Origin of the sequence: Pseudoalteromonas sp. P1-30 (assembly GCF_001400005.1) — a bacterium.
Taxonomy (GTDB): Bacteria; Pseudomonadota; Gammaproteobacteria; order Enterobacterales; family Alteromonadaceae; genus Pseudoalteromonas; species Pseudoalteromonas atlantica.
On the sequence record NZ_LKBC01000009.1, the window covers coordinates 79,397 to 105,419 of the forward strand.

The window sequence follows — 26,023 nt, forward strand, 5'->3', positions numbered from 1 at the left end:
TTTAAAGTTCATTAAATTTTCACAAAGGAGTATGACACTTTTATTAAATGCATACATTAATTCGTAATCTACAAATAATACCAACCCACTTAATTAAGAGGATTGGTATAAAGCGAACTGCTTTTAACATGCTCTTCATAGTTTGTTCATACATGTATTTGCATACTTGCCTTATAATTCTTAATGAATAGGACATCACATGACTTTAACTAAATCACTTTTAAGCGTAACCGTAGTAGCTGTATTACTAAGTGGTTGCGAAATGAACAACACAGGCAAAGGCGCCGCAATCGGTGCAGCCGCAGGTGGCGTATTAGGTAAAGCAACGGGTAATCATAAAGACAAGCGCATCTTTATTGGTGCTGCTATTGGCGCACTAGCCGGTGCTGCTGTAGGTGATTACATGGATAAGCAAGAAGAAGCGTTTCGTGATGAACTAGCAGGCTCAGGGGTTGAAGTTGTACGTGAGGGCGATAACTTACGTTTAGTTATGCCATCTAATATTACCTTTGCGACAGACCAATCTTATATTTCATCAGGTTTTAACGATACCCTAAACGCCATTGCTAAAGTAATGAACAAATACGAAAAAACCTACCTAAGTGTGGAAGGCCACACAGATAGCACAGGTAAAGACAGCTACAATATGAACCTATCGCGCGAGCGTGCGCAAAGCGTTAAAAACTACTTAGTGAACCAGCAAATTATGGCTGCACGTATTAGCACTACAGGCTACGGCGAAACCCGCCCAATAGCCACTAACGATAGCGCTAATGGCCGAGCTCAAAACCGCCGTGTAGAAATTCAAATAGTGCCAAACACAGAAGGTTAGTTTTTGTTGAACTGCAATTCACAAAGACGCTGATACAAAGGGGAGCTTGCTAGCAATTGCTGGTGGCTCCCAGTTGCTTTTATTTCCCCATTTTCCATTACTACAATCACATCGGCATGTTTAACCGTTGCCAGCCTATGGGCAATAATTAACGTTGTTCTATTTTGCATTAAATGCTCAAGCGCGGCTTGTACGTGGTGCTCACTTTGCGCATCGAGTGCACTGGTTGCCTCATCTAAAAGCAGTATTTCAGGGTCTTTTAAAATAGCGCGTGCCAATACAATACGCTGCTTTTGCCCACCCGATAGCCTTACGCCTTGCTCACCTAAAAAGCTGTTATAACCTTGCGGTAATTGCTGAATAAATTCATCGGCATGAGCATGTTTGGCGGCCGCATATACTTGCTCGTCAGTGGCGTTTGGGTTGCCGTAACGAATGTTATGCATTACATCTGAGCTAAATAAAATAGGGTTTTGTGCCACCATGCCCATTTTGTCCCTCAGGGTGGTAAGCGATATGTCTTTAATATTTACATCATGAAATTTAATCGCGCCGTGAGCAGGGTCGTAAAAGCGCTGTAGTAATTCAAATAACGTCGTTTTACCTGCGCCAGAGGGGCCTACAATAGCCACTGTTTTACCATGCTCTATTGTTAAACTTATTTTGTTAAGTGCGCTTATATCGGGGCGAGATGGGTAGTTAAAGCTAATATTTTCAAGTGCAATGGCGGGGCTGTCAGTCTTTATTAATAGCTTTTCGTCTTGTGGAGTGACAGGGTTTTCTATTTCACTTTTAACGGCCAGTAATTCAAGTAGGCGCGCTGCCGCCCCAGCAGCTCGTTGTAGCTCGCCGTAAACCTCTGCCACGGTAGCCACCGACATGGCCACCATAATGGCGTAAAACACAAATGCACCTAGCTCACCGCCAGTCATAGTACCTGCCAGTACGTCACTACCGCCTACCCAGAGCATTACGCTAATCGCACTAAAGGTTAAAAATATTACCGCAGCAATTAAAAAAGAGCGCTGTTTAATACGGCTTTTGGCAACGTTAAAGGCTTTTTCGGTTTCAAGTGCAAAGGCGTGTTGCTCACGCTGTTCGTGGCTATAGCTTTGTACCACTTTAATATTTTGAATGATCTCGCCGGCATAGGTGCTTATATCGGCTATTGCATCTTGGCTAGAACTTGCAAGTTTGCGAACCTTTTTGCCAAATACCATCATCGGCACTAATACTAGCGGCACACACGCAACCACTACGAGCGTAAGCTTTAAGTTAGTCACTAACAGCATTACCAAGCCACCCACTAACATTAATGCACTGCGCAGCGCCATAGAAAAGGAAGAGCCAATAATCGATTGCAGCAAGGTGGTGTCGGTTGTTAAACGTGACATAAGCTCGCCACTGCGGTTTTCTTCAAAGTAACTTGGGTGCAAGGTAACAATGCGATTAAACACCGCTTTGCGAATATCGTTACTGACTCGTTCGCCAATCCACGACATTAAATAAAAGCGGCTAAAGGTGCCCACGGCCAATAAACTAATTAAACCAATAAGCACTAATACAGCTTGTTGTAGCTGCGCTTGGGAGCCAGCAATAAAGCCATGATCTATGACAAACTTAACCCCTTGGCCTAATGATAAGTTAACACCAGCGGTGACTAAAAGGGCGCCAAGTGCGGCCACTACCATCCATTTATACGGTTTAATAAACGCAAAAATAGGTAATAAACTACTAAAAGCGGCTTTTTCGGGCTTAGGGCTTGTTTTTGACATAGTGGATTCTTTTTAAAGGTTAAGGTATAGATATGGCACTAAGATAATAAAAATCAATACTTTTAAACATTAGCATCAATAAGGAAACGTTATGACTACTGCAACCGTAAGTGGAGAATTTAATGTAAATCTGGCCCCAATAGAAGGCTACGCAAGCGGCCAAAACGGCGTTAATTTAGGGCGTATGTCGATAGATAAAACATTTAAAGGTAGCTTAAATGCCACCAGCCAAGGCGAAATGCTAAGCGCCATGACTCCTACACAAGGCAGTGCCGGTTATGTTGCCATAGAGCAAGTAATAGGCGAGCTTGAAGGTAAACAAGGCAGCTTTGTATTACAGCATTTTGGTACTATGGATAAAGGCCAAGACAGTCTGATTTTAAATGTAATTCCCGACTCAGGCACTCATGAGCTAGAAGGGTTAACGGGCAGTATGAAAATACGTATTGAGCAAGGGATTCACTACTACGATTTTGAATACACCTTATAATACCAATCCGCAATATTACTTAATCATTTTGCGGGCCTAAACGTGAACAACTAAATAGCGAATTTTTTGCCTAGCTATCAACACGTTTTTCCGTCCTCAAAAAAGATCACTTAAATAAGCGAATTGGTATAAGATACACAAGGATTAAAATGCAAAAAGTAATCGAATTTAGAAAGACTCGTTTTTTGGGTGGCGTAGATATAGCCGCCCTGAATGACCGCATACAGGAATTAAATCAAGATGGCTGGAAAGTAATAAACGCAGTGCCATTGACAGGTTTTTATGGGCAAGTGCACGGTTATACATTACTTATTGAAATTGACGAGCTTTAAATGACATTTACAGTATGGTTAAGCCTAGCGGCTATTTGTATGATGGGGGCAATGTCGCCAGGGCCAAGTTTAGCGGTGGTTTTAAAGCACTCACTTAACGGCAGTATGAAAAACGGTATGCTTGCAGCGCTCAGCCATGGTACTGGTGTTGGGTTATACGCAGGTGCATCGTTATTAGGGCTAGGCGCTTTAATGATGCAGTTTCCGACTGTTTATCAAATACTGGTGTATTTAGGCGCAGCCTATTTGGCGTATCTAGGTATAAAAATATTGCTAGCAAAACCGAGCAATAACGAACTTGAAGTACAAAAAAGTGAAGTAAGTGCTGGCCAAGCTTTACAAGATGGCTTTGCTATTGCCTTTTTGAACCCCAAGCTCGCTATTTTCTTTTTAGCCTTGTTCTCGCAGTTTATTGACCCTCAGCTACTTACTTTAAGCGTGGGCATAATTATGTGTTTAACCGTGTTTGTAATTGATACCGGCTGGTATTTGCTGGTGGCGTTGCTGACAGAGGTTTCAAAAAATCGCTTTGGCTTTACCAAGCAAAGTCCGTGGCTTGATAAAATACTGGGAGTCGTATTTATTGCCCTTGCGATAAAAGTGGTGCTAAGCCTTTAAATCGCGTTCCCGATGCAGGGGCGCGAGCCTATATGCCCCTGCAGCCTAACCCTCACGCCCTGCATACGTATTCATCACATTAATTTTACCTTTTAGTTACAATTTGCTGGTTGTGTTTTAAACAACACAGCAACACCTGACAACAATAACTCAAAGGTTCACACACATGGACAAGTTTAAACTAAGTGCACTTATGCTGGCTTTATTTGCCGCTAATAGTGCATTGGCTGCAAACGAAGACTCAACAAATCAATCACCCAGCACACAAGCTGAAGATTTAGAAATTATTGAAGTGCGAGGCTTTAGCCGCAGTTTAATCCAATCTTTAAATCAAAAGCGTTTTAGCGATACGGTGTCAGAACAAATTTCTGCCGATGATTTAGGGGCACTGCCTGATATTTCAATGGCCGATGCACTGACACGATTACCCGGTATTTCAGCGGTACGAACGGGTGGGCAAGCGGCGCAAATTAATATACGCGGGCTGTCGGGCGGGTTTGTATTTTCAACACTTAATGGCCGCGAGCAAGTATCTACAAGTGGCAGCCGCAGTATTGAGTTTGACCAATATCCGTCAGAATTAATTAGCTCTGCGGCGGTATACAAATCGCCAAAGGCATCGCTTATTGAAGGTGGCGTGGCCGGTACGGTAGAGCTTGAAACCGCCAGTCCACTTAATAATGATCAAACGCATAAATTTGTAGCTAATGTGCGCGGTATGTATAACGACCGCGCCTCAGAGGTATCGGATGCCACTGAATTTGGCGACCGAATTAGTTTTTCGTATCAAGGCAAATACCTAGACGACACGTTAGGCGTAGCGCTGGGCTATGCGCGTTTGTTTCAGCCAAGTGTAGCAACGCAGTTTATTGGCCTTGCGTACAACGACACAAAAGACGTTGATGACGCAGCTAACGATACCAATGGCCCTTTAGCTAACCCTGAGAACGAATACATTAGCGAAGGTTTTGAGCTACAGCATTTAGGCGGCGAAGAAACCCGTAATGGTTACTTAGCAGCTATAGAGTGGGCGCCGGTAGATAACTTTAAATTAAAAGGTGATGCGTTTTTATCGCGCTTTGATAAAGAGTCATTTGCCCGCGGCCTGAGGGTTAAATTAGGCGGGCCAACAGCTGCATATGCTAACGCTCAGCTTGATGGTAATGCCGTAATAGGCGCAGCGGTTAACCGCACTTCGCAAAGTTATACCCGTGTTGAAATAGTGAACGACGACAACCAAGACTTTGACGAAGTAGACAGCTTTGGCGTTAATGCCGATTGGCAGGTAACCGATAGACTAAACGTAAATGCCGATGTGTCGCTTTCTCGGGCAAAAAGTAATTTTAGAAATGGCTTACTGTGGAGCTTAGTAGCAGAAGATGCCAATGCAGAAACGCCAGTATTTGATAACAACGTAGCAATTAACTATCAATTAAACGGCTTAAATTTACCTGACGTTGGGTTTAATCAGGCGGCCGCCTTTAGTGATATAGACCGTGTAATGGTCAGCAAATATGGTATTTACCCAGATCAAACAGAAGATGAAGTAACTGCATTTAGGCTCGACTTTAAATACGAGCTAGAAAGCGACATATTTAGCTCAGTAGAGTTTGGGGCGCGCTACTCAGATAGAGAGTACAGTCGTAAACGCTCGGTATTTGAGTACGGTAACGACGGGGCGTTTTCAGCAACGCAACCCCCTTTGCGTTTAACCGACGATATGGCGTCAGTGGTTGACTGGCAGGGCGAGTTTAGTTACTTCCCGTCGTATTTAGCCATTGATTTAGACAAAGCACTTAACGCATGGTTTCCAGATGGTACGCCTGAGCCTGTTCAAACATGGGGCAACGCCGATGGCGTAGACGACGCGCAAGGTTACACAACTAACTATTCGTGGTCAGTGCTGCAAAGCGGCTCGGTGTTTGAAGATGTGCTAGCTGCGTACGTTATGGTAAACATTAACACGCAAATTGCTGGGCTCGACTTATCGGGTAATGTGGGTGTGCGCCGCGTTGAAACCGACCAATCGGCAACCGTACTAGAAAACGTAGCAGGCGATGCGCGCTTAGGTGCACAAAATATTGTTGATGAGAACGGCATTGTAAATAATTTATACGCACCTAATGTATTAGGCACTAAATACACCGACTACTTACCATCATTAAATTTAAACCTGCAACTTAACGACAATTCACTTGTACGCTTTGCTGCGGCTAAAGTAATGTCGCGTGCGCCAATTAACCGCTTAGCGGGCGATGCCAGCGCAAACGTAAGTGATGATGGTGTTATTAACGGTTCAAGTAATAACAACCCATTTTTAAAACCCTTCTATGCTGACCAGTACGACTTATCTTACGAATATTATTTTGAAGAAGGTAACGGCACTGTCGCTGCGGCGTTATTTTATAAAAATATAGACTCGTTTGTTGAAATCTTATCAATCGAAAACTTCGACTTTAAAGGCAATGGCTTTAATGTCCCTGACTTTATAGAAGACCCTGTCAGTAGCGAGCAAGTTGCCACAACTAACGGTATTTACACCACGGCAGTTAATAACGGTGAAGGTGGCTACATTAGAGGGCTAGAGCTTGCGTATACGCAAGTGTTTACCTTTTTACCTTCGCCATTTAATGGCTTAGGCGCTAACGCAAGTTACTCATACACCGAAAGTGAAATTGAATCGATTACCAGTTTAGGGGGCGATACATTAGCGCAATCTTTACCTGGGCTGTCTAATAATGTGCTTAATGCCACGGTGTTTTACTCAATGGATGATTTTGAAACCCGCCTTAATGTGCGTTACCGCGATGAATTTGTATCAGAGCAGGTTGCCATTAACGAGCAAGTGGTTAATTTTGATGCCGAAACCGTAGTCGACTTTCAAACCTCTTATCGCTTTAGCGACTCGCTAACAATGCTTTTGCAAGTTAATAACTTAACCGATGAACCAACCCAAAGTTACTTTGGCTCAGAGCAACGAACAGGGACGACTCAGTACTTTGGTCGTCAGTTCTACCTTGGTTTTACATACAGTCATTAATTAGCAAACGGAGCGTTTAAAAATGAAAATTATAACTATGCCTAAATATTTGCTAATAACGTTAGCGTTAATGCTATTAGCAGCGTGTGGTGGAACAGATGATGTTGAATTTGGTGAACCATTACTTACCTGTAATGTGCCACAAGTCCCTAATGAAGCGGGGACACAATGTGTCGATCCCGAACCTATATCGTGCCCTGCACCGACAATACCTGATGAAAATAACGAAAGCTGTGTGGTTGGCGCCGACCCAACCCTGCCAGACCCTGTGGTATTTGCAGGGGAAGGAGAGGCGGTTTTATTTTATAACCGCCTAGCCGATGATAACTACGAAGGCTACCGATTACATTCGTGGAATAACGAGATATGCGATGCTTATGCACCGCCATTTGATACCAGCGATTGGGCTAACGGCCATGAATACGATGGTATTGACCCTAACTATGGTGCGTATTGGATAATTAACCTTAAAGAGGGTTATAACGAATGTGCCAATTTTATTATTCATATTGGTACAGAAGGCACGGGTAAAGCGTTTGGTGATGTGGATTTAACCATGCCGCTGATGCAAGATGATGAAACCTTTCAACGTATGAACTTTACCATTCATGGTGAGCCTTCGGTGTTTGAATACCCTATTTTAAGTTTGGGCGAACGCGCAGTTGCTATAACAGGTGCTTCAGCGCATTGGATTGATTTAAATACTATTTTGTATAAACCAAGTAACGAGCTTACAAGCCTAATTAAGTTGCATTCATCAGCTACGGCTCAGCTTGAAGTGGATATTGATACTGGTTTAAACGGCGATACTGTTACGCTGCAATCAAGCAGTTTAACTGATGAGCAAGCGGCAAAAGTACCGCATTTAACCACTTGGAACGCATACGAAGGAAGTTGGGATACAAACACGGCTAAAGCGCTTATAAAATCGCAGCTTGTTATTGCCGGTTACGATAGTGAAGGTAAGCTGCTAGAAGCAAGCTATGTGCAAACCGCTAAAGCACTCGATGCCCTTTACACACAAGGCGAAGACGATGCTAACGAAGCTGTACTTGGCGTAACTTATGGCAATAACGCGATTGATGTAACTGTGTGGGCACCCACTGCTAATAACATGGTGCTAAACGTGTTTGATGATGCAAAAACACAAGTGCACTCTATACCAATGACATTAAATACACAGACAGGTATTTGGCAAGCAAGTTTAGATATGCAATACGACCGCCACTACTACCGCTTTAATTTTGATGTTTACCACCCACTGACTCAGCAAATAGAGTCGCTTTGGAGTACAGACCCTTACTCACTCAATGTATCAACCAATGGTTTATACAGCCAGCTGATTAATTTAGCCGATGATGACACTAAGCCAGAAGGCTGGGATGAGCGTATCGTGCCTACTATTACTAACCCGGAAGATGCGGTTATTTATGAAGGCCACGTACGTGATTTTAGTGTGCGTGATCAGTCAGTAAGCGAAGCAAACCGCGGTAAATACCTTGCATTCACTGAACTTGAAAGCGTGCCAATGCAGCACCTTAAGCAATTAGCAGATAAAGGCTTAACACACTTTCATTTACTGCCAGTGACTGATATTGGCACCATTGAAGAGGATGCCTCACAGCGTGTGGAAATTACAGACACCTTAGGTAAATTATGTGAGCGTATTAACGATGAAGCTGATGCATGTAAAATCGAAGATAAAAACAGCACCATTGTCGATATTATGCAAAGTTACCTCCCTGGCTCAGACGATGCACAAGCATTAGCCAGTGCGATGCGTGATTTAGATGGCTTTAACTGGGGTTACGATCCGCATTACTTTATAGCGCCTGAAGGCTCGTACGCCTCAAGCCCAGAGGGCATTGCCCGCGTTAAAGAAACCCGCGCTATGGTGCAATCACTGCAAGAAGTAGGACTTCGTGTTGTACTGGATGTGGTTTATAACCACACAACATCATCGGGTATTTGGGATAAGTCGGTATTTGATAAGCTAGTACCGGGTTACTACCATCGCTATAACGAAGTAAGTGGTGAAATAGAGCGCTCAACGTGTTGTGAAAATACAGCTACAGAGCATGTAATGATGGATAAGTTTGTTACTGATTCATTGGTTATTTTAGCGCGTGAATTTGGCTACGACAGTTTTAGATTTGATGTAATGGGGCATATGCCTAAATCATCAATATTAGCTGCGCGTGAAGCCGTGCAAGCAGTTGACCCAGATAACTATTTTTACGGTGAAGGCTGGGATTTTGGTGAAGTAGCTAACAATCGTTTATTCACACAAGCTAAACAGGCTGATATGGCAGGCTCAGAGGTGGGTACATTTAACGACCGTATTCGTGAAGCCGTGCGTGGTGGTGCAATGTTTAGCAATAACCCGACAGATGGCAATTTAGCCGAACAAGACACGTTACGGTTATCGCTGGCGGGCAACTTACAAAATTACATTTTAAAAGACTTTAAAGGTAATTCATCTAAAGGTAATAGCTTTACTTGGAATACTCAGCCAACGGCGTATGCACTAGACCCAGCAGATAGCATTCATTACGTATCAAAACACGATAACGAAACACTGTGGGATCAGTTGCAATACAAACATGCATCAAGCATGAGTATTGAGCAACGTGTGCGCGCGCACAACATGGCATTGTCTATTCCACTTATGAGCCAAGGCATTCCTTTTATGCAATTGGGCGCTGATTTACTGCGTTCTAAGTCAATGGATCGTGATAGCTATAATGCCGGTGATTGGTTTAATGCTGTTGATTTAACCAAAGAGAATAATAACTGGAACATTGGTTTACCAAACGCAGAGAAGAACCAAGAAAAATGGTCTGAAATTATGCCTATCTCTGCTAATCCAGATGCACAGGCAATGCCGCAAGACATAGCTTATGCAGGTGATGTATTTAACGAGTTTTTACAAATACGTAGCAGCAGCCCACTATTTAGATTAACCACAGAGCAAGATGTCATTGAGCGAGTGGGTTTTCATAACGTAGGTAAAGCGCAGCAACATGGCTTAATTGTAATGAGCATTGATGATGGCGAAGGACTCACAGACTTAGACCCAGCATTTGACGCGCTTGTAGTGATGATTAACGCAACCGAGCAAACCCTTAGCCATACTATTGCCACTGCAGCGGGTTTTGAATTACACGACGTATTAAAAAACAGTGTTGATGCAAGCATGGCCAGCGCCAATTTTGCCCAAGGCGATAACGAAGGCACATTTACTGTACCGCCTTACACATTAGCTGTTTTTACTAAAAACCAAGGTGAGAGCCAAGGTGTTGGTTTAAGTGCAAATGCGACCGTAGGCGCGCCTGATGTAGTACCTTATGGCAGCACCGCTGTGTTTGTGCGCGGAACTTTAAACGACTGGGGCACACGCGATGCATTTGAATATATTGGCGAGGGAGAATACCGTATAGCAATTGCACTAAGCGCTGGCGATTACGAATTTAAAATTGCCTCAGAAGATTGGTCTACGGTTGATTTTGGTGCGCTTACTGACGCTGATAAAGAGGTAGTTGAAAATCAAAGTGAGCCATTAACGCGCTCAGGTGCAAACATGACCTTTAGCGCTGCTATTGATGCAACCTATGTATTTTCGCTTGATGCTTCAAACCCTGAAAATCCAACGCTTACTTTATACAACGAAGAGCCATTTGTAGGCACCGCTATTTATGTGCGCGGTACGCTTAATGATTGGGGAGTAACCGATGAGCTAAGTTATAAAGGTAAAGGCATTTACACCTTTACTAAAACACTGAGCGCTGCAAGCTATGAATTTAAAGTAGCGTCAGAAGATTGGAGCACGGTTGATTATGGCTCGGCTGAGGGTGATGCCAGTGTAATGGTTGGCACCGCTGAGCAGTTGTCGGTTGCGGGCGCGAATATGACCATAGACATTGCCGAGCAAGGTGAATACCAGTTTATATTTGACGCCAGTGATTTAAATAACGTATCGCTAAAAGTGCTCAACGGCGAAATGTTTGCACAAACACCGGTATTTATTCGCGGCAGCTTAAATGACTGGAGTACTGATAACCCACTTATGTACGAGGGTGATGCAATTTACTCTGCTTCTATTGAATTAGAGGTGGGTGACTACGAATTTAAAGTAGCGTCTGAAGATTGGAGCACAGTGGATTACGGTGGAGCAGGCGATACGCCGGTAGTGGTAATTGATGAACTAACACCACTTGAAGCGGTAGGCGCCAATATAGCACTGAATATTACCGAACAAGGTACCTACACGTTTAATGTAATAGGCCCAGATAGAGAAAATGTAAGCATACTTATTAATAAGCAGTAGCAGTTATATTTTCCCAAACCTAAGCCGAGCATAGCCCTGTATGCTCGGCTTTTTTAATGCCTAATTAATACCCAACAAAAAGGGGGGGGTTAAAAGCGATAGTTAACCGACATCATCACAGTCGTGGTGTTATCGGTATCAATAATGGGTGAGTCTTCAATATCAGAATCGAGCTGCTTATAGTTAACCATGGCATTTACGTTCCAGTTTTTATTAATGTAATACATTAAAAATAAACCCGCATTGTAGTTAACCGTAGAACTAAGTTCGTAAGGCGCATAGGTGGTAGATTCGCCCTGTGCTACACCATAATAATAGTTAGATACATCACTGCTATTTACCTCAAGACCCACAGAAGGAATGAGCATTAGTTGTTTAGATAACTTAATAGGGTAACTGTAATTGGTTTTAAATTTAGCGCCATCGCCGTGGCCTATTACGTCATGAGTCGCACTGGCGCTTATCTTACCAAAGCTTGAAGTGTAACTAACCTGCGTGCCTGCGTAGAGTGATAGCTTTCTATCGTCTAAGGCTTTTATGGCTGCAAGGTCTGAATCTGAGGTATCAAAGTTATCACCTGGCTCTAAAACTAATGACCAGTTAAAACCTTGCTGCTCCACTAATTTATAATCAAGCGACAAACCTTTAAAACTAAGCCTTTCACCTTCGTAAGTAATGATAGGTAAAAATAGCGTTTCACTGTCGGTACCTGCATAAGGTGAGCTGGTAGAAATGACCCCGCCCCCTAATGAAAACTGCGACTCAGCTTGAGCAGTAATACTGCAAAGTGCAAGTGTGCCAACTAATAACCGTAGTGAGTTTTGTATATAAGTGTTCATAGGAGCCTTGATGTTAAGTAAAAAGTGAAAATTGTTTGCGATAAGTGAAGTGTGCCGCAACGCTATTAGGCTTTAGTGTAGCTATATTTTCGATTGGCGTTTGTAAGAGAGTGTATGAAAGTTTATCTGAATGTAAGTGGGTTAATTGCATTGAAGACGTTGATCACATAAGTTGAATAAAGGCATACGTTTGATTAGATTAATAAAATGGGAATGAGGATAAACCAATGAGCAACCCTATTTTAAAAAGTGCCAGCTTTGATCCCAAAGTGAAGCAATACTGGATGACCATGGCATGCTTTTTTAGTGCCGTTGCATTAGTGACCATTCCACTTATACCTGTGGTGTTATTTGTTGTATGGCTGGTGGCAGGTAAAATTTTGGCCGCTATGTCGGCGCAATTACTCACGCAAAAGCTGGTTATTAAACGCGGCATTTTATTTAAAGAAGAAAAATCTATACCACTTGAAAAAATAACCGATGTTGGGCTGAACCAAGGGCCGCTTATGCGCTTTTTTGGGTTATACCGCTTAAGCTTTGAAACTGCAGGGCAGTCGGGTCATGGCGCATTGGTGTCATTACTTGGTGTTGAAAATGCCAGTGAGTTTAGAGAAGCCATACTTGAGCAAAAAGATAACTTAGCTGCGCAAGCCCCTAAAACACAGGAGCTTGCTGAAGATCACCTCAACCAAGCATTACTTGCTCGCTTAGTTGAGGTAGTAGAGCGCATAGATACGCGTTTGGCAGCTTTAGAGGCGAAGCGTTAAGCGTTTTGTAATTGAGCCTGACCTGCCAGCATACTTAGCTCTTTGGTACGGCTTTCAACAACCTGATATTCGCGCGCTTTAATTGTGCTTATATAATTCCACTTAGCACTGGCTTTTGCAGGTGTAAATGTAACGGTTAAATAGCCGCGCTCTACTAAATTATTATAAGCAAGGTCATCAACTAATAAGGCAATTACTTGCTCTATTTGCGCTACGGTTTGCGCATCTTGTGTGTTTAGCGCTAAATATTCTTCAAGCCCAGGTGATGAAACCGATGCCGTTGCAAATTCCACCCCAGCATTTTGTGAGGCTGCAATAGGGTTACTGGCATCAGTTTTAAGCTGTCCCGCCCAGCCGTTATGAGTATCTCCGGCTAAAACTACTAAGTTTTTTTGTGCTGCAATAGCGGTACCTAATAATACTTCTCGCTCGTAGGCATAGCCATCCCACGCATCAAGGTTATACGGTATGGTGGTTTGAACACGGGCAAGCTCTGCCTCGGTTACACTTGGGTCGCCCGCTAATACACGGCCTTTAATTTGCGCCAGCTCTGCAAATAATACATTGGCCTGTGCGAGCAATTCACTTGGATCGCCTCCGTTTGACTGTGCACTTTGTAAGCTAGCAAGTAGTAACATGACCTCTACTGGTAAGTGCATTTTTGTCATTAGCACTTGTTGCCCTAACACTTGCCACTGTGTGCTTGAGGTAGTGATGGCATCACTAAGCCATGTAAGTTGTTCACTGCCTAATAATGCACGATCTGTTGCGCCTATTGCTGCAGCAAATGCGCTTTGCCCTGCAGGGGAGGTAAGATCAAAATCACTATAGTTAAGCTGCTCATCACGCGCTAATACACGAGTATCTAGCATGTATAAAGAGACTAAATTACCAAACTCAAAGCGTCGGTAAATACGTTCTTTGTCGGCTACATTACGAATTGGCATCCACTCAAAGTAGGCTTGTAGTGCATTGAGTTTACGTTGGCTAAATTCGCCTTCACCTTCGTTATGATTTTCTGCGCCTTCGCGCCATGTGTCGTTGGTGATTTCGTGGTCGTCCCACACTGTTATAAATGCACAGTGGCTATGGGCTGCTTGTAAGTCGGCATCGAGGCGATAATTTGCATAGCGTTTTCTATAATCGGTCAGTGCGATAATTTCGCTGCTGTTATCTAAGGGTAGCAGTCGCTCTAACTGTGCGGCGTCTTCGGTTGCATAACCCGTATTGCTGTATTCGTATATGTAATCACCTAAGTGCAGTACCGCATCTAAATCGCTTTGCTTAGCAATTTCGCCATACACATGAAAATACCCGGCAGGGTAATTTGCGCACGATACAACGGCTAATTTCACCTGTTCAACCGCACCGACAGGAAGCGTTTTACCTTGTCCGATAGGGGAGGTTTTTCCGTGTGCATTAAAGCGATAGTAATATACGGTATTGGCATCAAGCCCTTGTAAATCAACTTTAAGAGTAAAGTCGGTGGTATCACTGATATGTGTTTCACCATCGTGAACAATATTTGTGAAGCTTTGGTCGGTGGCGGCTTGCCATTGTACTTTTAGCGATTTAGTTGTTACATCGAGTGGGGTTACACGGGTCCAAATAATTAAGCTATCGCTTAGCGGGTCGCCGCTGGCAACGCCGTGGTCAAAGCTAACGGGTGTGTCGTCATCATCGTCAAAACGACAACCTGTTAAACCAAGTGATAATACGGCAGCGCCAAATCCTGCTGCCGATGCTTTTAAAAAACTTCTCCGTGTAAATGCCATTGCTTTGTACCTGTAAAGTGTAAAAAGCAAAGTGTAGGCAATTTAGGTTACTTTTTTGTGAAGCAATTAAAAAACTTCACTTACTTGCGTTGCATTACACGTAATAACGGTAACGTTTTCGTAGCCTACGCGGGTTAGCGCTTCTGCACCTAAGGTGGCGCGGGCACCGCTGGCACAATGTAAGTAAATAGGGCGTGCAGCGTCTTTTTCTATTTCCATTAGCTTCATTTCGAGTAATCCGCGTGGAATATTTACTGCCCCTACCGCAGCTACATTGGCATGCTCAGCGGGTTCGCGTACATCAATAAGTAAACCTTTATTTTGTTCTAGCTCTTGCTTTGCTTGCGCTGCATCAATACGGCGTTGGTTAGGTGTGATAATTTTTAGTAAATCAGGAATTGAAGTAAGCATTAGTCTGTAAATCCTCTTTTGCGCAAAAAAGTCATTAATGGGCACCATTTAGTGTAGGCGGATTGCACTAAGTTAATACCAATAAATAACGTTAAAAATTGAAAGTTACTATCAACAAAGTAGCTTAAAAGCACAGAAATTGTAACGGCACTTCCGCCAATTAAGAGGATGGCGTCACTTATTTTCATGAATTGACCTTAACATTAGTTTTTTCTAATGTTAATTATATTAGAACTTACTAATGTAAAAGTCTATAATTAAAACACACAAAATAATTAAGTATCACAATGAATATTGAACAACTTGCAGAAAACGCTCAGCAGGCAGAGCAATTTTTAAAATTAATGGCAAATAAAAACCGTTTAATGATTTTATGTAGTTTATTGCAAGGTGAACAAAGTGTAGGTGAGTTAAATCAAAATGTTCCGTTGGCACAGTCTGCTTTGTCTCAGCATTTGGCGAGTTTACGTAAAGCCCAGCTAGTGGCAACTCGCCGTGAGGGACATACAATTTATTATTCGTTAATCGACCCAAAAGTTGAGTCGATTATTACGTTACTATACGAATGGTTTTGTAAGCAAAGTACCGCTGAGTAATTTGCTTTAAATAAAAGTGGCAATCTCATCAAGCGACTTTTTATCAAGTGCATGGGCAGGTACAGTTGCATCGTCACTTGGGTAGCCCGCAATAAGTAACATGTAAGGACGTTCGTTGTCTTTGTCGCGCTTACAAATGTCGGTTAAAAAACTCATTGGTTTAGGTGTATGGGTAAGCGTAGCTAAGCCACAGCGGTGCAGGGCTTGTATTAAAAACCCAGTAGCCAGCCCTACTGATTCGTGCACATAATAATTGGTGTTTTTATCATCCGTATTCACACCGCCTTTTTTTTGACTAAACACTGCAATAAGCCAAGGCGCATGTTCTAAATAGGGTTTATTGGCGTCGGTACCTAATGGTTTTAGCGCATCAAGCCACTCTTCTCCTGCTCTGCCTTCATAAAAAGAGCGCTCTAGTTTTTCGGCGGCCTCTCTTATTTGTTTTTTTACATCGCTACTGTTTATAGCCACAAAATGCCACGGTTGATGATTCGCTCCACTTGGCGCGGTACCTGCTGCTTTTATACAGGCTTCAATTATATTTTTAGGCACAGGTCGGTCGCTAAAGCTGCGAATACTATGGCGGCGCTGGCTGGTATGTAAAAATTCGGTTGCGCGTTTTAGCATTTCATCGTGAGGGTATTCTATAAAGTCGTTTAGTGGTTGGCTTTGATGTTTTTGCATGGCTTTACGCTTCTTATAAAGTGTGTGTGTGGTTTTTATACCGACTGAATAAATGCGAGGCAAGTATTATTACCTATCGTGTTTATTTATTGTTACAAAATTAACCGCTGCGTAACTTATGTTCCTTTTTTTAATGTGATATAAAAAGCGCAATAAAAAAACTATTAAAATTCAAGGAAGTAAAAATGCTATCAATAACAGGGTTATCTAAAACCTACGATAATGGCGTACATGCACTACAAGGTGTTGATTTATCTATAGGAAAAGGAATGTTTGGGCTGCTTGGGCCAAATGGGGCCGGTAAATCATCACTAATGCGTACTATTTCTACGTTGCAATCTGCCGATTCGGGTTCAATTACTTTTGATGGTATTGATGTTTTTAAAGACCCACAGGCTCTGCGCCAACGTTTAGGTTACCTACCGCAAGATTTTGGTGTATACCCACGTGTTAGTGCTTACGACTTGCTGGATCACATGGCTGTTTTAAAGGGCATTCATAACAAAGGCGAGCGTAAAGAGTCGGTAGAAGGCTTGCTTGCACATACTAATTTATATCAACATCGCTCAAAAGCGGTAAGTGGCTTTTCGGGCGGTATGCGCCAGCGTTTTGGTATTGCACAAGCCTTACTAGGTGACCCTGATTTACTAATTGTTGATGAACCAACAGCAGGCCTAGACCCTGAAGAGCGAAATCGTTTTCATAACTTGCTAGTAAGCTTAGGCGAGCAAAAAGTCGTTATATTATCGACCCACATTGTTGAAGATGTAGCAGAGCTTTGCCCAAACATGGCCGTACTGGCAGGCGGAAAAATATTATTAGAGGGTAACCCCATTGCCCTTACCGATAAACTCCAAGGCCAAATTTGGCGTAAAGCCATGAGCCAAGAAGAAGCACTAGAGCTTGAGCCGCAACTGCCTGTTATTTCAAAACGCTTATTTGCAGGGCAAACCATATTACATGTATTAGCCAATGAAGCCCCTGAAGGTTTTGAGCTCAGCAGTGCAAACCTAGAAGATGTGTATTTTTCTACGTTGCTTAATCATCGTAACAGCCAAGTAGCATAAGGGGGCGCTATGTTTTTTAATATGCTCGCGTTTGAGCTGCGCTATTTTGTGCGCCAGCCTTCGTTTTATGTGACCTCATTAATCTTCTTTTTTATGGCGTTTTTTATAAGCTCCAGTAGTAAGTTTCCGCTAGGTGGGGCTAATGTTCATATGAACTCGCCTTATACCATTATGGTTTTAACGGTTACCTTTTGTACGCTTGCTATGTTTTTAGTGGTTAACTTTGTTGCAAGCTCAGCGATTCGCAACAGCGAGACCAAAATGGATGAGCTGGTGTTTAGTAAGCCCGTTAACCCGCTTGCTTATCAATCAGGGCGTTTTTTTGGTTCTTACTTGGTTGTGCTCGTTGTTTTTTTAACTGTGCCACTAGGCGTATTTTTGGGATCTCAGTTTGGCTTGTTGGTTGGCTGGCTCGATAGTGAACTAGTAGGCCCTAATAAGTTTATATATTACGCTGCGCCTTTTTTATATTTGGCGGTGCCAAGCTTATTGGTGCTCAGTGCTATTTTTAATAGTGTGGCGGTTTATTTTAAAACCATAATGGCGGTATATGTAACGGCCGTGGTGATCTATATAAGTTACCAATTGGCGAGTATCTATTTTGACGATTTAGCGTTTAGAAATATTGTTGTTTACGCAGACCCATTTGGCACTGGTTCATTAATTGACTTAACCCGTTACTGGACTGTAAGTGATAAAAATACTGAAGTGTTAACGCTTTCGGGCGATTTTTTAATTAACCGTATTTTATGGGTAGCACTAAGTTTAGCGATGTTTTTTGGCCTCGGAAAGTTAGGTAATCGCGTAGTCACTAAAAAGCAGAAAAAGCAATTTGCTGTTTCTACGTTTGTAAAAAACAAACAAGCAGCACTTATTAGCATTGCTAAAAATTACAAGTCAAAAGGGGTCAATACGCAATCGCAATTAGTAATGCGCAGCTTATTTGAGCTTAAGCAGGTTATATTAAGTGCTCCTTTTATGATTTTAGCGGGTGTCAGTATTATTACGTTACTCGCACCACTTTTTGCGCCTATTGGCGCATATGGCACAACAGATTGGCCGCTCACACAAAACATGGTGGGCATTATTCAAAACGCCTCCGCTATATTTATGTTTATTATTATTGCTTATTACAGCGCAGAACTGGTTTGGCGAGAACGCCACAGTGGTATGGGCGATATTGTTGACAGCTACCCGGTGCATAACAGTGTGTTTTGGGTATCTAAAATTATTGCGCTAATCACTGCGGTTTGTGGCCTTTATTTAGTAGGTATGATGTTTACCATTGCAGTGCAACTATTTAAGGGGCAATATAACCTAGAGCTTGGCCAGTACTTATTTAGGTTGGGTTATCTTACATTATTGCCTTTAATTATGATGGCTATTTTGGCGTTCTTTTTACAAATAATTAGCCCTAATAAATACATAGGTATGGGTTTATTTATTCTGTATTACATTGCTCAAATGGTAATGGGTGCTTACGGGTTTGAGCATCATATGTATCATTTTTCACAAAGCAGCAGCGTACCGTATTCAGACATAAACGGTTACGGGCATTTTTTACAAGGCGCGCATTGGTATACCCTATATTGGGGTGCATTGAGTGTGTTTTTAGCTATTGTAGGCTTTGCTTTATGGCACCGTGGTCCATCGCAAACATTGCGTACGCGTTTATCTTTAGTGCGTTACAACATGTCTTTAAAAGGCCAGATTGCAGCCGTAATAAGTTTATTGGTATTTGTGGGCGCGGGTTATAACATTTATTACAACACCCATGTAATCAATGAGTTTGTAACAAGTGATGATAACGAAGCGCTACAAGTAAGGTATGAGCAAGAGTTCTCACAATACAAAGACTTGCCACTGCCTATAATAACTGATGTTGATTTACACATTGATATTTATCCTAAAAAACGTGCTTTAAATGCCGTGGCTAAAATTAAGTTTACCAATACTGCAAACGAGCCAATAACCCGTGTGTTAATTAACGAGCCTAGCCAATCTAAAAGCTGGGATGTAAAAATGGCGGGCGGAAAAATAGTTGAGCGTTTAACCGATTTTGGCATGGTATGGTTTGAGTTTGAACAACCGCTAATGCCTAATGAAGTACGCGAAGGTGAGCTCTCAGTTTCTCGTGAACACGACGGTTTTGTTGATAGAGGATCTGATACTCAACTCGTGCATAACGGTACATTTGTAAATAATAGAGAATTATTACCAAATTTTGGTTATCAAAAGTATTTTCAAATTGCGGATAAGTATGAGCGCCGTAAGCACGATTTACCCGAGCTTGAACGTGCACATAAACTAGAAGACAGCCGCTATTATACGCAAAATGAGTTTGGGCCTGCTAATGGCTTTATAAACTACAAGGCAACAGTAACCACCGATGAGTCACAATTTGCTATTACACCCGGTTATTTAAAAAGTGAAAGTGTAAAAGACGGAAGACGTACTTTTGTTTATAAAATGGATTCCCCTATTATAAACTTTTATTCTGTTCTTTCGGCGGAGCTTGAAAGCAAAAAGGTTGAGCATAACGGTGTAAATATTGAGGTGTACTACCACAAAGATCATGCATGGAATGTTGACCGTATGATTGAGTCAGTACAAGACTCAATAGATTACTACACGCAAGCCTTTGGGCCATATCAGCATAAGCAGTTACGTATTATTGAGTTTCCTAAGTATCGCTCGTTTGCGCAAAGTTTTGCCAATACGGTACCTTACTCAGAAAGTATTGGCTTTATTACAGACTTAAGAGATGAGAGTAAAGTTGACCTACCTTACTATGTAACCGCACATGAAGTTGCACACCAATGGTGGGGGCATCAAGTATCTGGGGCTAATGTAGAGGGCAGTGCCGTTATTTCTGAATCGCTCTCCCAATACAGTGCGCTTATGGTATTAAAAAAACGCTTTGGCGCCGAGAAGCTTCGTAAATTCTTAAAGTACGAGTTAGATAGATACTTAATGGGCCGCACAGGCGAAGCCTTTGAAGAAATGCCACTATATAAAACACAGTCGCAACAATATCTTCATTACAATAAAGGCTCAGTTGCGATGATGGCTTTGTATGACCGATTAGGTGAAGAGCGCTTAAATGCCGCACTTAAAGCATTTTTGAATGAGTTTAAATACCAGGCAACGCCATACCCAACCACACTTGATTTACTTAGTTATTTAAAGCGAGATACAACACAAGCTGAACAACGTTTTATTGATGATCAGTTTAAATACATAACGCTTTATGAGCTTGAAATGAAAGCAGTGTCGGTTACAGATGATGTTGATAGCGAAGGTTTTTACACAGTAACACTGAGCGTTGAAGCAACTAAGCAGCATGCCGATGGACAAGGTGAAGAAACCGAGCAGCCACTCGATGAGCTAATTGATATTGCATTATTTAGCGATGATCCTGAAAACCTTCTCGCTGAAGACTTTGTGATTTACTCGCAAAAGCATCAAATAGTCTCTGGTACTAATACTATTGAGCTAAAAGTAAAAGAAAAGCCAGTGTACGCAGGGGTAGACCCGTACATTAAGCTTGTAGATAAAGACAGTAAAAACAACCTAGCTAAGTTTTAACGATTAACGATTAACGATTAGTAATTAACTGAAAGGCCGCCTTTAATGCGGCCTTTTTTGTTTTAGCGAATTGCTAATATCAATGCGCAATAAAGCTTAATAAAGCGAATTAGCATATTGGTAAAAAGGGGTAATAGCAGCGAGAAGCTCGGCGATTAACCGAAGTGGGTTATATAGCAAAGTGCTTTAGTAGCTAAAATTAAAAGGCGCTGTGAGTATTTAGGTGCCCTAAACGAGAAAAGGGCCAAAAGGCCCTTAGTGTTGCAGCAAGTAACACATTTTGTTTTAAAGCGTAAAGTCTACAGCGTAGCCTACGTAAACTTTAACATCTGACTCATCCATGTCGGTGTCAGATACGCCAAAAGTAAAACCATCTTTTGATACAGAGATACCGTAATCAATAATATTATCATCGCCTATAAAGTCGCCAGAGTAGTGACCTAAGTGCAGCGCAACCTCAGTACCATTGCTGCCAACAGCAAAGCTGTAATCGGCATTTAGGTATAATGAATCGCCAAAGTCGGTGCCATCGCCATCTGCCGCTGAAGTGGCAAGGATTGCAGCGCCAAAGGTGAAACCTTCTGCGCTGATGCTACCGTAAATTTCAGAGAAATCAGCATCTGCCTCAGAAGCTGCATCTGGGTAAGCGTAATAAATGTAACCTACATCGTAGCTAAATGTGTCGTTAATATCGCCACCAAAACCCGCGTAAACATCAAGCTCGTAAGTCATTTCATCGGCCCATGAAGCATTTGATGCCCAAGTACCTACATAAAAGCCTGACTCGTCAGCGTAATCAATACCGCCAGAAATAGCAGCATCGCCCCCAGTTTGCTCTTGACCACGCCATAAGTAGTTAGACGTAGCCGCTGCGTTTGCTGTTACTTCTGCATGTACGGCTGTTGATGTTAAAGATGTAGCACCTAATAAAGCTATTGCGCTAATTGCGACGGTTTTTTTTAGTTTTAGCATGTCCATTTCCCGTTATATGATTTTTATCGCCTAGGTTTTTATTCTCTTATTGGCAACCCTTTGACTGGCGGTGTTTTATTGTTTAACTGGGAATGCAATTGCACTGTATGTGCCAGCTTAAAATAATTTCTATAAAACTGTTTTTTTACTTTTATAAAACAATATGTTGAGAAGTTTTAGAAGAGGGGATGATTGAGGTGGTTAATTAAAAAACGCACACTGCTGGTGCATAAATTAACCTAACTGCACCAGAAAAATACAGTTAGGTTAGGTAAATTTAGCCAAATATAGTGCGCATAAGACTAATTGTTTCGTTTACTCCGCGGCCTTTTTGTACTTCGCTAATAATAGAGTCGCGTTTGCTACGAATATGCTCGGGAATGTCATCGGCTGCAAGTGCACGGTCTACAAGTATTTCGGCTGACTCTTTACCTCTGCGCTGTGCTTTTCCTGCACTTGTTGTGCTGCGTTTAGGTTTATTTAATAGCTTAATATAATTTGAGTTGTCGGCCGTGCTGGCATCTGCATAGTAAAAAAAGCACGGTAATAACGCTTTTATACTAACTAGTTGCTCTTCTAGTTCATTGCTGCCATTAGCCATTTTAAACCACGACATAGCATGAATGCTTTGTACTATATCTTGCCAGTAGCGCTCAAAGTCGCGATTGTTTAATTTAGTAATACCTAAAGCTGCACATAATGCATCAAGACGGCTATTACTAATTGGCGTAAATACATCTGGGCGGCGCATTGCTAATAAACGTGTAGCAGGGGCAAGGGTTGGTTTTTCATCGCTACCGTTAAAGGCAAGTAAATAAGCAACAACAAACTGTTGGTAATCAGCTTCGCTCACATCACCTTCAAGCGGGATGTTAGCAAGTGCATCGTCAAACGCGCCAGGTAAGTCGGCTAGCATTTGATGAAAACCCTTTGCACTTTTTGTTGATGCGAACCATTCAACATCAAAGTTATAGGTGCTTGGGTCGAGCGTGGCAGTGTGTTTACCACTAAATGCCAGTAAATCCTCTGGGATCATATCTTTTAGTGCTTGCTCACGAATGCTGTGCAAATACGTGGTAAGGCGAAGCTGTTCGTCCAGTGCAATAAGTTTTTTATGTTGCTCTACAAACATACTAATAACAGGCCAAGGTGCTACACGTAGTGTTTTAAGCTGTAAAAAGCTAATTGCTGAGGTTAGCAGGTCGTGCAGCTTTTTTAAAACTGGCAGTTGTTGTGGCTCTAGTAAATCGTAATTTATACGGTCTTTACTTGCACTTAGCAGCTCATAACACCAGCCTAAAAAATCCTCTGGGTGGTTTTCTACTTTCACGGCCATTAGGTTTAGGCTTAGTTCTGAAGCTTGCTTCAAGATGTTTTGGTAAATTTGACTTTCTTGTTCGCCTAGCGCCATTTTTGACGGTGAAATTAGCAGTTTTTTCATGCCTTGTAGAGTCTCCGAGTAGATACATTTTTTAGCTGCTTTATTTTAGCGCAAATACGCCAATAGCAACAGGGCCGTGCATCATACCTAACAATTCAAGGGATGCAATGTTGTAGGGTTTAATACTTGGTTAGATTTAAACTTGATGAGCTTTCCTTTTAGTCACCAATTTCGCAACGTTTACTTTTAAGCATAAATTCATTTCAAATTAAATAAATTACAATAAAGTGCTTTTTTGTCACAACGACAATGATTTTAAAGCTAACACTCGCTATGATAAGAACATTATTTGCACGTTTGAAAGGATGATCATGAAGACCTTACTCAAAATTGTTGGTGTAATACTCTTACTTTGTATTGCGTTAATTATTGCCGCTCCGTTTTTAATTCCAACCGATACTATTTTTAATAAAGTATCTGAGCAGGTTGAAAAAACAACAGGGCGCACACTTACTATTAAAGGTGATAAAACGCTTAGTGTATTTCCTGCATTAAAGTTAGAGCTTAACGATGTGCACTTTGCAAACATGCAGACAGGCTCGCGCGACGACATGGCAAGTATGGAGCAATTAGCTGTGCATATACCATGGTTATCGCTATTTGGCGGCGAATTCAAACTAGATAAGTTTGTTATTAACGAGCCCAATATTTTATTAGAAACTGATAAAAACGGTAAAGCTAACTGGCAGTTGTTTGATGCTGTAGCAGAGCAGCCGCAAGAGCAAACTCAATCAGGTGAGGCTGTTAAACTACCAGAGAGCTTTGATATAGAGTTAGGTGAAGTGGCTATTTACGGTGGTACGTTTACTTACCTAGATGGGCAAACAGGCGCTAAACAACAAATTAGTGACTTGGAATTGGCTATTTTACTTCCTTCACTACGTAAGACACTAGAGATCAAAGGCGGCATTACATATATGCAAGAGCGCTTTGAGCTTGATGTAAAACTTGATACGCCGGCAAAGGCAATTGAAGGGGCGACATTTGAGGTTGCTCAAAGCGTAGACTCTCGCTTGGTCGATCTTACTTTTAACGGCAGTATTGCTCGCCAAGGTAAAGATATAAAAGGCGAGTTAGCGCTAAGTGGCGACTCTGTTAAAGAGCTAGCAACTTGGCAAGGGGTAGACTTAAACGCTAAAGAAAATGCATTTAATGCGTTTAGTGTAAACGGTAAAATGCATCTTATAGATGATACGTTTAACTTAGAAGAGCTGATTGCTACCCTAGATGAATTAGAGATTAAAGGAAAAAGTGAAGTAAACTTAGGAAATAAACTAGCGGTTAATGCTGATATAGACCTAGGTATGCTTGATTTGAATCCCTACTTACCGGAGGTAGTCGCTAAGCAGCAAGCGCCGCAAAGCGAAGAACCTAAAGCCGCGCAGCCGATTGTTTGGGACGATACTAAAATTGATTTAAGCGCATTAAATGCACTTAATGCTAATGTAGTTATTCGCTCAAGCGGTTTAAAAGCTAACGATATTGAGCTAGGTGCTAATCAATTTACAGTCGATTTAAACAACAGCGTTGCTAAATTAAGCTTAGATAGCTTTAAAGCATATGAGGGCACTGGTAAAGGGGTTATCAACATAAATGCGCAGCAAACGCCGTATAAAATAAGCACAAATTTTGATTTAGCCGACATAGACGCACAACCGTTACTCACTGATGCAGCTGGCTTTGATAAGCTTATGGGTAAAGGGTCATTAAATTGGAATTTAACCACAACTGGGCAAAGTCAAAAAACCTTCATTAATGCATTAAATGGCAAGGTTAGCTTTGAATTTGCCGATGGTGCTGTTAAAGGCGCAAACGTGGCTGAGATGGTTCGCAAAGGCAAAGAGCTTATTACGGGTAATCTTGGTGCTGTGAGTGAAGGGCTTGATACAGGCTTTGAAGAATCAGAGCAAACAGATTTTTCTGCGCTCACCGGTAGCTTTAACTTTACTAATGGCGTGGGCCGTAATAACGACCTATCGCTGATGAGCCCACTTATTCGTATTACAGGTGAGGGCGATGTAGATTTGCCTAAAACCAATGTTGATTATCGCTTAGTGACCGGCATTGTTGATTCGATTGAAGGGCAAGGCACTACAGATGATAGTACAGGCTTTAAAATCCCACTGCGTATAGAAGGCCCATTTCATGACGTTGGCTTTAAGCTAGATGTAAGCAACGCGCTTAAAGATGAAGCAAAGCAAAAGCTCGATGACGCCAAAGAGAAAGCAAAAGAAAAAGCCAAGGACAAAGTTAAAGATAAACTAAAAGGTTTATTTGGCTAACTATTAAACCCCACTAATAAATAATTAAGGCGCTATTTGCGCCTTGATTGTTTTATAACCACTTGTAAAATAGCTACATAGCGGTTTTTACTCAGTTTTAATCTGTCCTTCCCTTAAATTAATTAAAAAATAACCTACCACTCACTAGCCAATGCTGGTACAATTGCCCGCCCTTAAGAGACAACTC

The 26,023-nt window shown here is 41.9% G+C and carries 19 protein-coding genes; 11 read left to right on the top strand and 8 right to left on the bottom strand.

Going from position 1 to position 26,023, the window contains the following annotated elements:
• Nucleotides 1-199: 199 nt before the first annotated feature.
• A complete protein-coding gene (locus AN395_RS13845) occupies nucleotides 200-832 on the top strand; it encodes an OmpA family protein (protein ID WP_004587548.1) in 633 nt (210 codons plus the stop codon).
• On the opposite strand, the gene AN395_RS13850 is transcribed toward AN395_RS13845, so the two are convergent.
• Nucleotides 829-2,607, bottom strand: a complete 1,779-nt coding sequence (locus tag AN395_RS13850; RefSeq protein ID WP_054983344.1) for an ABC transporter transmembrane domain-containing protein — start codon at nucleotides 2,605-2,607, stop codon at nucleotides 829-831. The genes AN395_RS13845 and AN395_RS13850 overlap by 4 nt on opposite strands.
• A gap of 91 nt (nucleotides 2,608-2,698) precedes the next feature.
• Between AN395_RS13850 and AN395_RS13855 the strand changes: the two genes are divergently transcribed.
• The 5 genes from AN395_RS13855 (at nucleotide 2,699) to AN395_RS13875 (ending at nucleotide 11,414) form a co-directional block, all read left to right on the top strand.
• On the top strand, nucleotides 2,699-3,097 hold the full coding sequence (locus tag AN395_RS13855) for a DUF3224 domain-containing protein (protein ID WP_029773150.1): 399 nt from the start codon (nucleotides 2,699-2,701) through the stop codon (nucleotides 3,095-3,097).
• A gap of 149 nt (nucleotides 3,098-3,246) precedes the next feature.
• Nucleotides 3,247-3,429: a hypothetical protein gene (locus tag AN395_RS13860; RefSeq protein WP_008168146.1), complete on the top strand. Its 183-nt coding sequence runs from the start codon at nucleotides 3,247-3,249 to the stop codon at nucleotides 3,427-3,429.
• On the top strand, nucleotides 3,430-4,047 hold the full coding sequence (locus AN395_RS13865) for a LysE family translocator (RefSeq protein WP_004589230.1): 618 nt from the start codon (nucleotides 3,430-3,432) through the stop codon (nucleotides 4,045-4,047).
• 166 nt (nucleotides 4,048-4,213) lie between these two features.
• Nucleotides 4,214-7,087 carry a TonB-dependent receptor gene (locus tag AN395_RS13870; RefSeq protein WP_054983345.1) on the top strand — a complete coding sequence of 958 codons (2,874 nt, stop codon included), beginning with the start codon at nucleotides 4,214-4,216 and terminating at the stop codon, nucleotides 7,085-7,087.
• Nucleotides 7,088-7,109: 22 nt separating this feature from the next.
• On the top strand, nucleotides 7,110-11,414 hold the full coding sequence (locus AN395_RS13875) for an alpha-1,6-glucosidase domain-containing protein (RefSeq protein ID WP_054983346.1): 4,305 nt from the start codon (nucleotides 7,110-7,112) through the stop codon (nucleotides 11,412-11,414).
• Nucleotides 11,415-11,503: 89 nt separating this feature from the next.
• Here the strand turns inward: AN395_RS13875 and AN395_RS13880 are convergent, their stop codons facing one another.
• Complete coding sequence (locus AN395_RS13880; protein WP_054983347.1) at nucleotides 11,504-12,253, bottom strand: MipA/OmpV family protein; 750 nt, start codon at nucleotides 12,251-12,253, stop codon at nucleotides 11,504-11,506.
• Between the two features lie 227 nt (nucleotides 12,254-12,480).
• Between AN395_RS13880 and AN395_RS13885 the strand changes: the two genes are divergently transcribed.
• The gene (locus AN395_RS13885; protein ID WP_054983348.1) at nucleotides 12,481-13,020 is read left to right on the top strand and encodes a PH domain-containing protein; all 540 of its coding nucleotides are present in this window, start codon (nucleotides 12,481-12,483) and stop codon (nucleotides 13,018-13,020) included.
• Here the strand turns inward: AN395_RS13885 and AN395_RS13890 are convergent.
• From AN395_RS13890 to AN395_RS13900, 3 genes are all read right to left on the bottom strand, one after another.
• Nucleotides 13,017-14,795, bottom strand: a complete 1,779-nt coding sequence (locus tag AN395_RS13890; RefSeq protein WP_054983349.1) for an alkaline phosphatase — start codon at nucleotides 14,793-14,795, stop codon at nucleotides 13,017-13,019. The two genes, AN395_RS13885 and AN395_RS13890, sit on opposite strands and share 4 nt — an antisense overlap.
• 66 nt (nucleotides 14,796-14,861) lie before the next feature.
• A complete protein-coding gene (locus AN395_RS13895; RefSeq protein ID WP_054983350.1) occupies nucleotides 14,862-15,206 on the bottom strand; it encodes a rhodanese-like domain-containing protein in 345 nt (114 codons plus the stop codon).
• On the bottom strand, nucleotides 15,206-15,394 hold the full coding sequence (locus AN395_RS13900) for a DUF2892 domain-containing protein (RefSeq protein WP_004589221.1): 189 nt from the start codon (nucleotides 15,392-15,394) through the stop codon (nucleotides 15,206-15,208). Before AN395_RS13900 ends, AN395_RS13895 begins: the two co-directional genes overlap by 1 nt.
• A gap of 99 nt (nucleotides 15,395-15,493) precedes the next feature.
• Between AN395_RS13900 and AN395_RS13905 the strand changes: the two genes are divergently transcribed.
• Nucleotides 15,494-15,802 carry a helix-turn-helix transcriptional regulator gene (locus AN395_RS13905; protein WP_024033876.1) on the top strand — a complete coding sequence of 103 codons (309 nt, stop codon included), beginning with the start codon at nucleotides 15,494-15,496 and terminating at the stop codon, nucleotides 15,800-15,802.
• A 6-nt stretch (nucleotides 15,803-15,808) separates the two neighbouring features.
• Here the strand turns inward: AN395_RS13905 and AN395_RS13910 are convergent, their stop codons facing one another.
• The gene (locus AN395_RS13910) at nucleotides 15,809-16,486 is read right to left on the bottom strand and encodes a nitroreductase family protein (RefSeq protein ID WP_024033875.1); all 678 of its coding nucleotides are present in this window, start codon (nucleotides 16,484-16,486) and stop codon (nucleotides 15,809-15,811) included.
• A gap of 185 nt (nucleotides 16,487-16,671) precedes the next feature.
• Here AN395_RS13910 and AN395_RS13915 point away from each other — a divergent pair, with 185 nt between their 5' ends.
• Together AN395_RS13915 and AN395_RS13920 are read left to right on the top strand one after the other, a co-directional pair.
• Nucleotides 16,672-17,553: an ABC transporter ATP-binding protein gene (locus AN395_RS13915; protein ID WP_029773142.1), complete on the top strand. Its 882-nt coding sequence runs from the start codon at nucleotides 16,672-16,674 to the stop codon at nucleotides 17,551-17,553.
• Nucleotides 17,554-17,562: 9 nt separating this feature from the next.
• Complete coding sequence (locus AN395_RS13920) at nucleotides 17,563-21,141, top strand: M1 family aminopeptidase (RefSeq protein WP_054983351.1); 3,579 nt, start codon at nucleotides 17,563-17,565, stop codon at nucleotides 21,139-21,141.
• A gap of 285 nt (nucleotides 21,142-21,426) precedes the next feature.
• Here the strand turns inward: AN395_RS13920 and AN395_RS13925 are convergent, their stop codons facing one another.
• Nucleotides 21,427-22,113, bottom strand: coding sequence for a TorF family putative porin (locus AN395_RS13925; protein ID WP_054983352.1), 687 nt, complete (start codon nucleotides 22,111-22,113; stop codon nucleotides 21,427-21,429).
• Nucleotides 22,114-22,390: 277 nt separating this feature from the next.
• Nucleotides 22,391-23,554 (bottom strand): hypothetical protein, encoded by a 1,164-nt coding sequence (locus AN395_RS13930; RefSeq protein WP_054983353.1) that lies wholly within the window; start codon nucleotides 23,552-23,554, stop codon nucleotides 22,391-22,393.
• Between the two features lie 311 nt (nucleotides 23,555-23,865).
• Here AN395_RS13930 and AN395_RS13935 point away from each other — a divergent pair, with 311 nt between their 5' ends.
• On the top strand, nucleotides 23,866-25,836 hold the full coding sequence (locus tag AN395_RS13935; RefSeq protein ID WP_054983354.1) for an AsmA family protein: 1,971 nt from the start codon (nucleotides 23,866-23,868) through the stop codon (nucleotides 25,834-25,836).
• Nucleotides 25,837-26,023 lie beyond the last annotated feature (187 nt).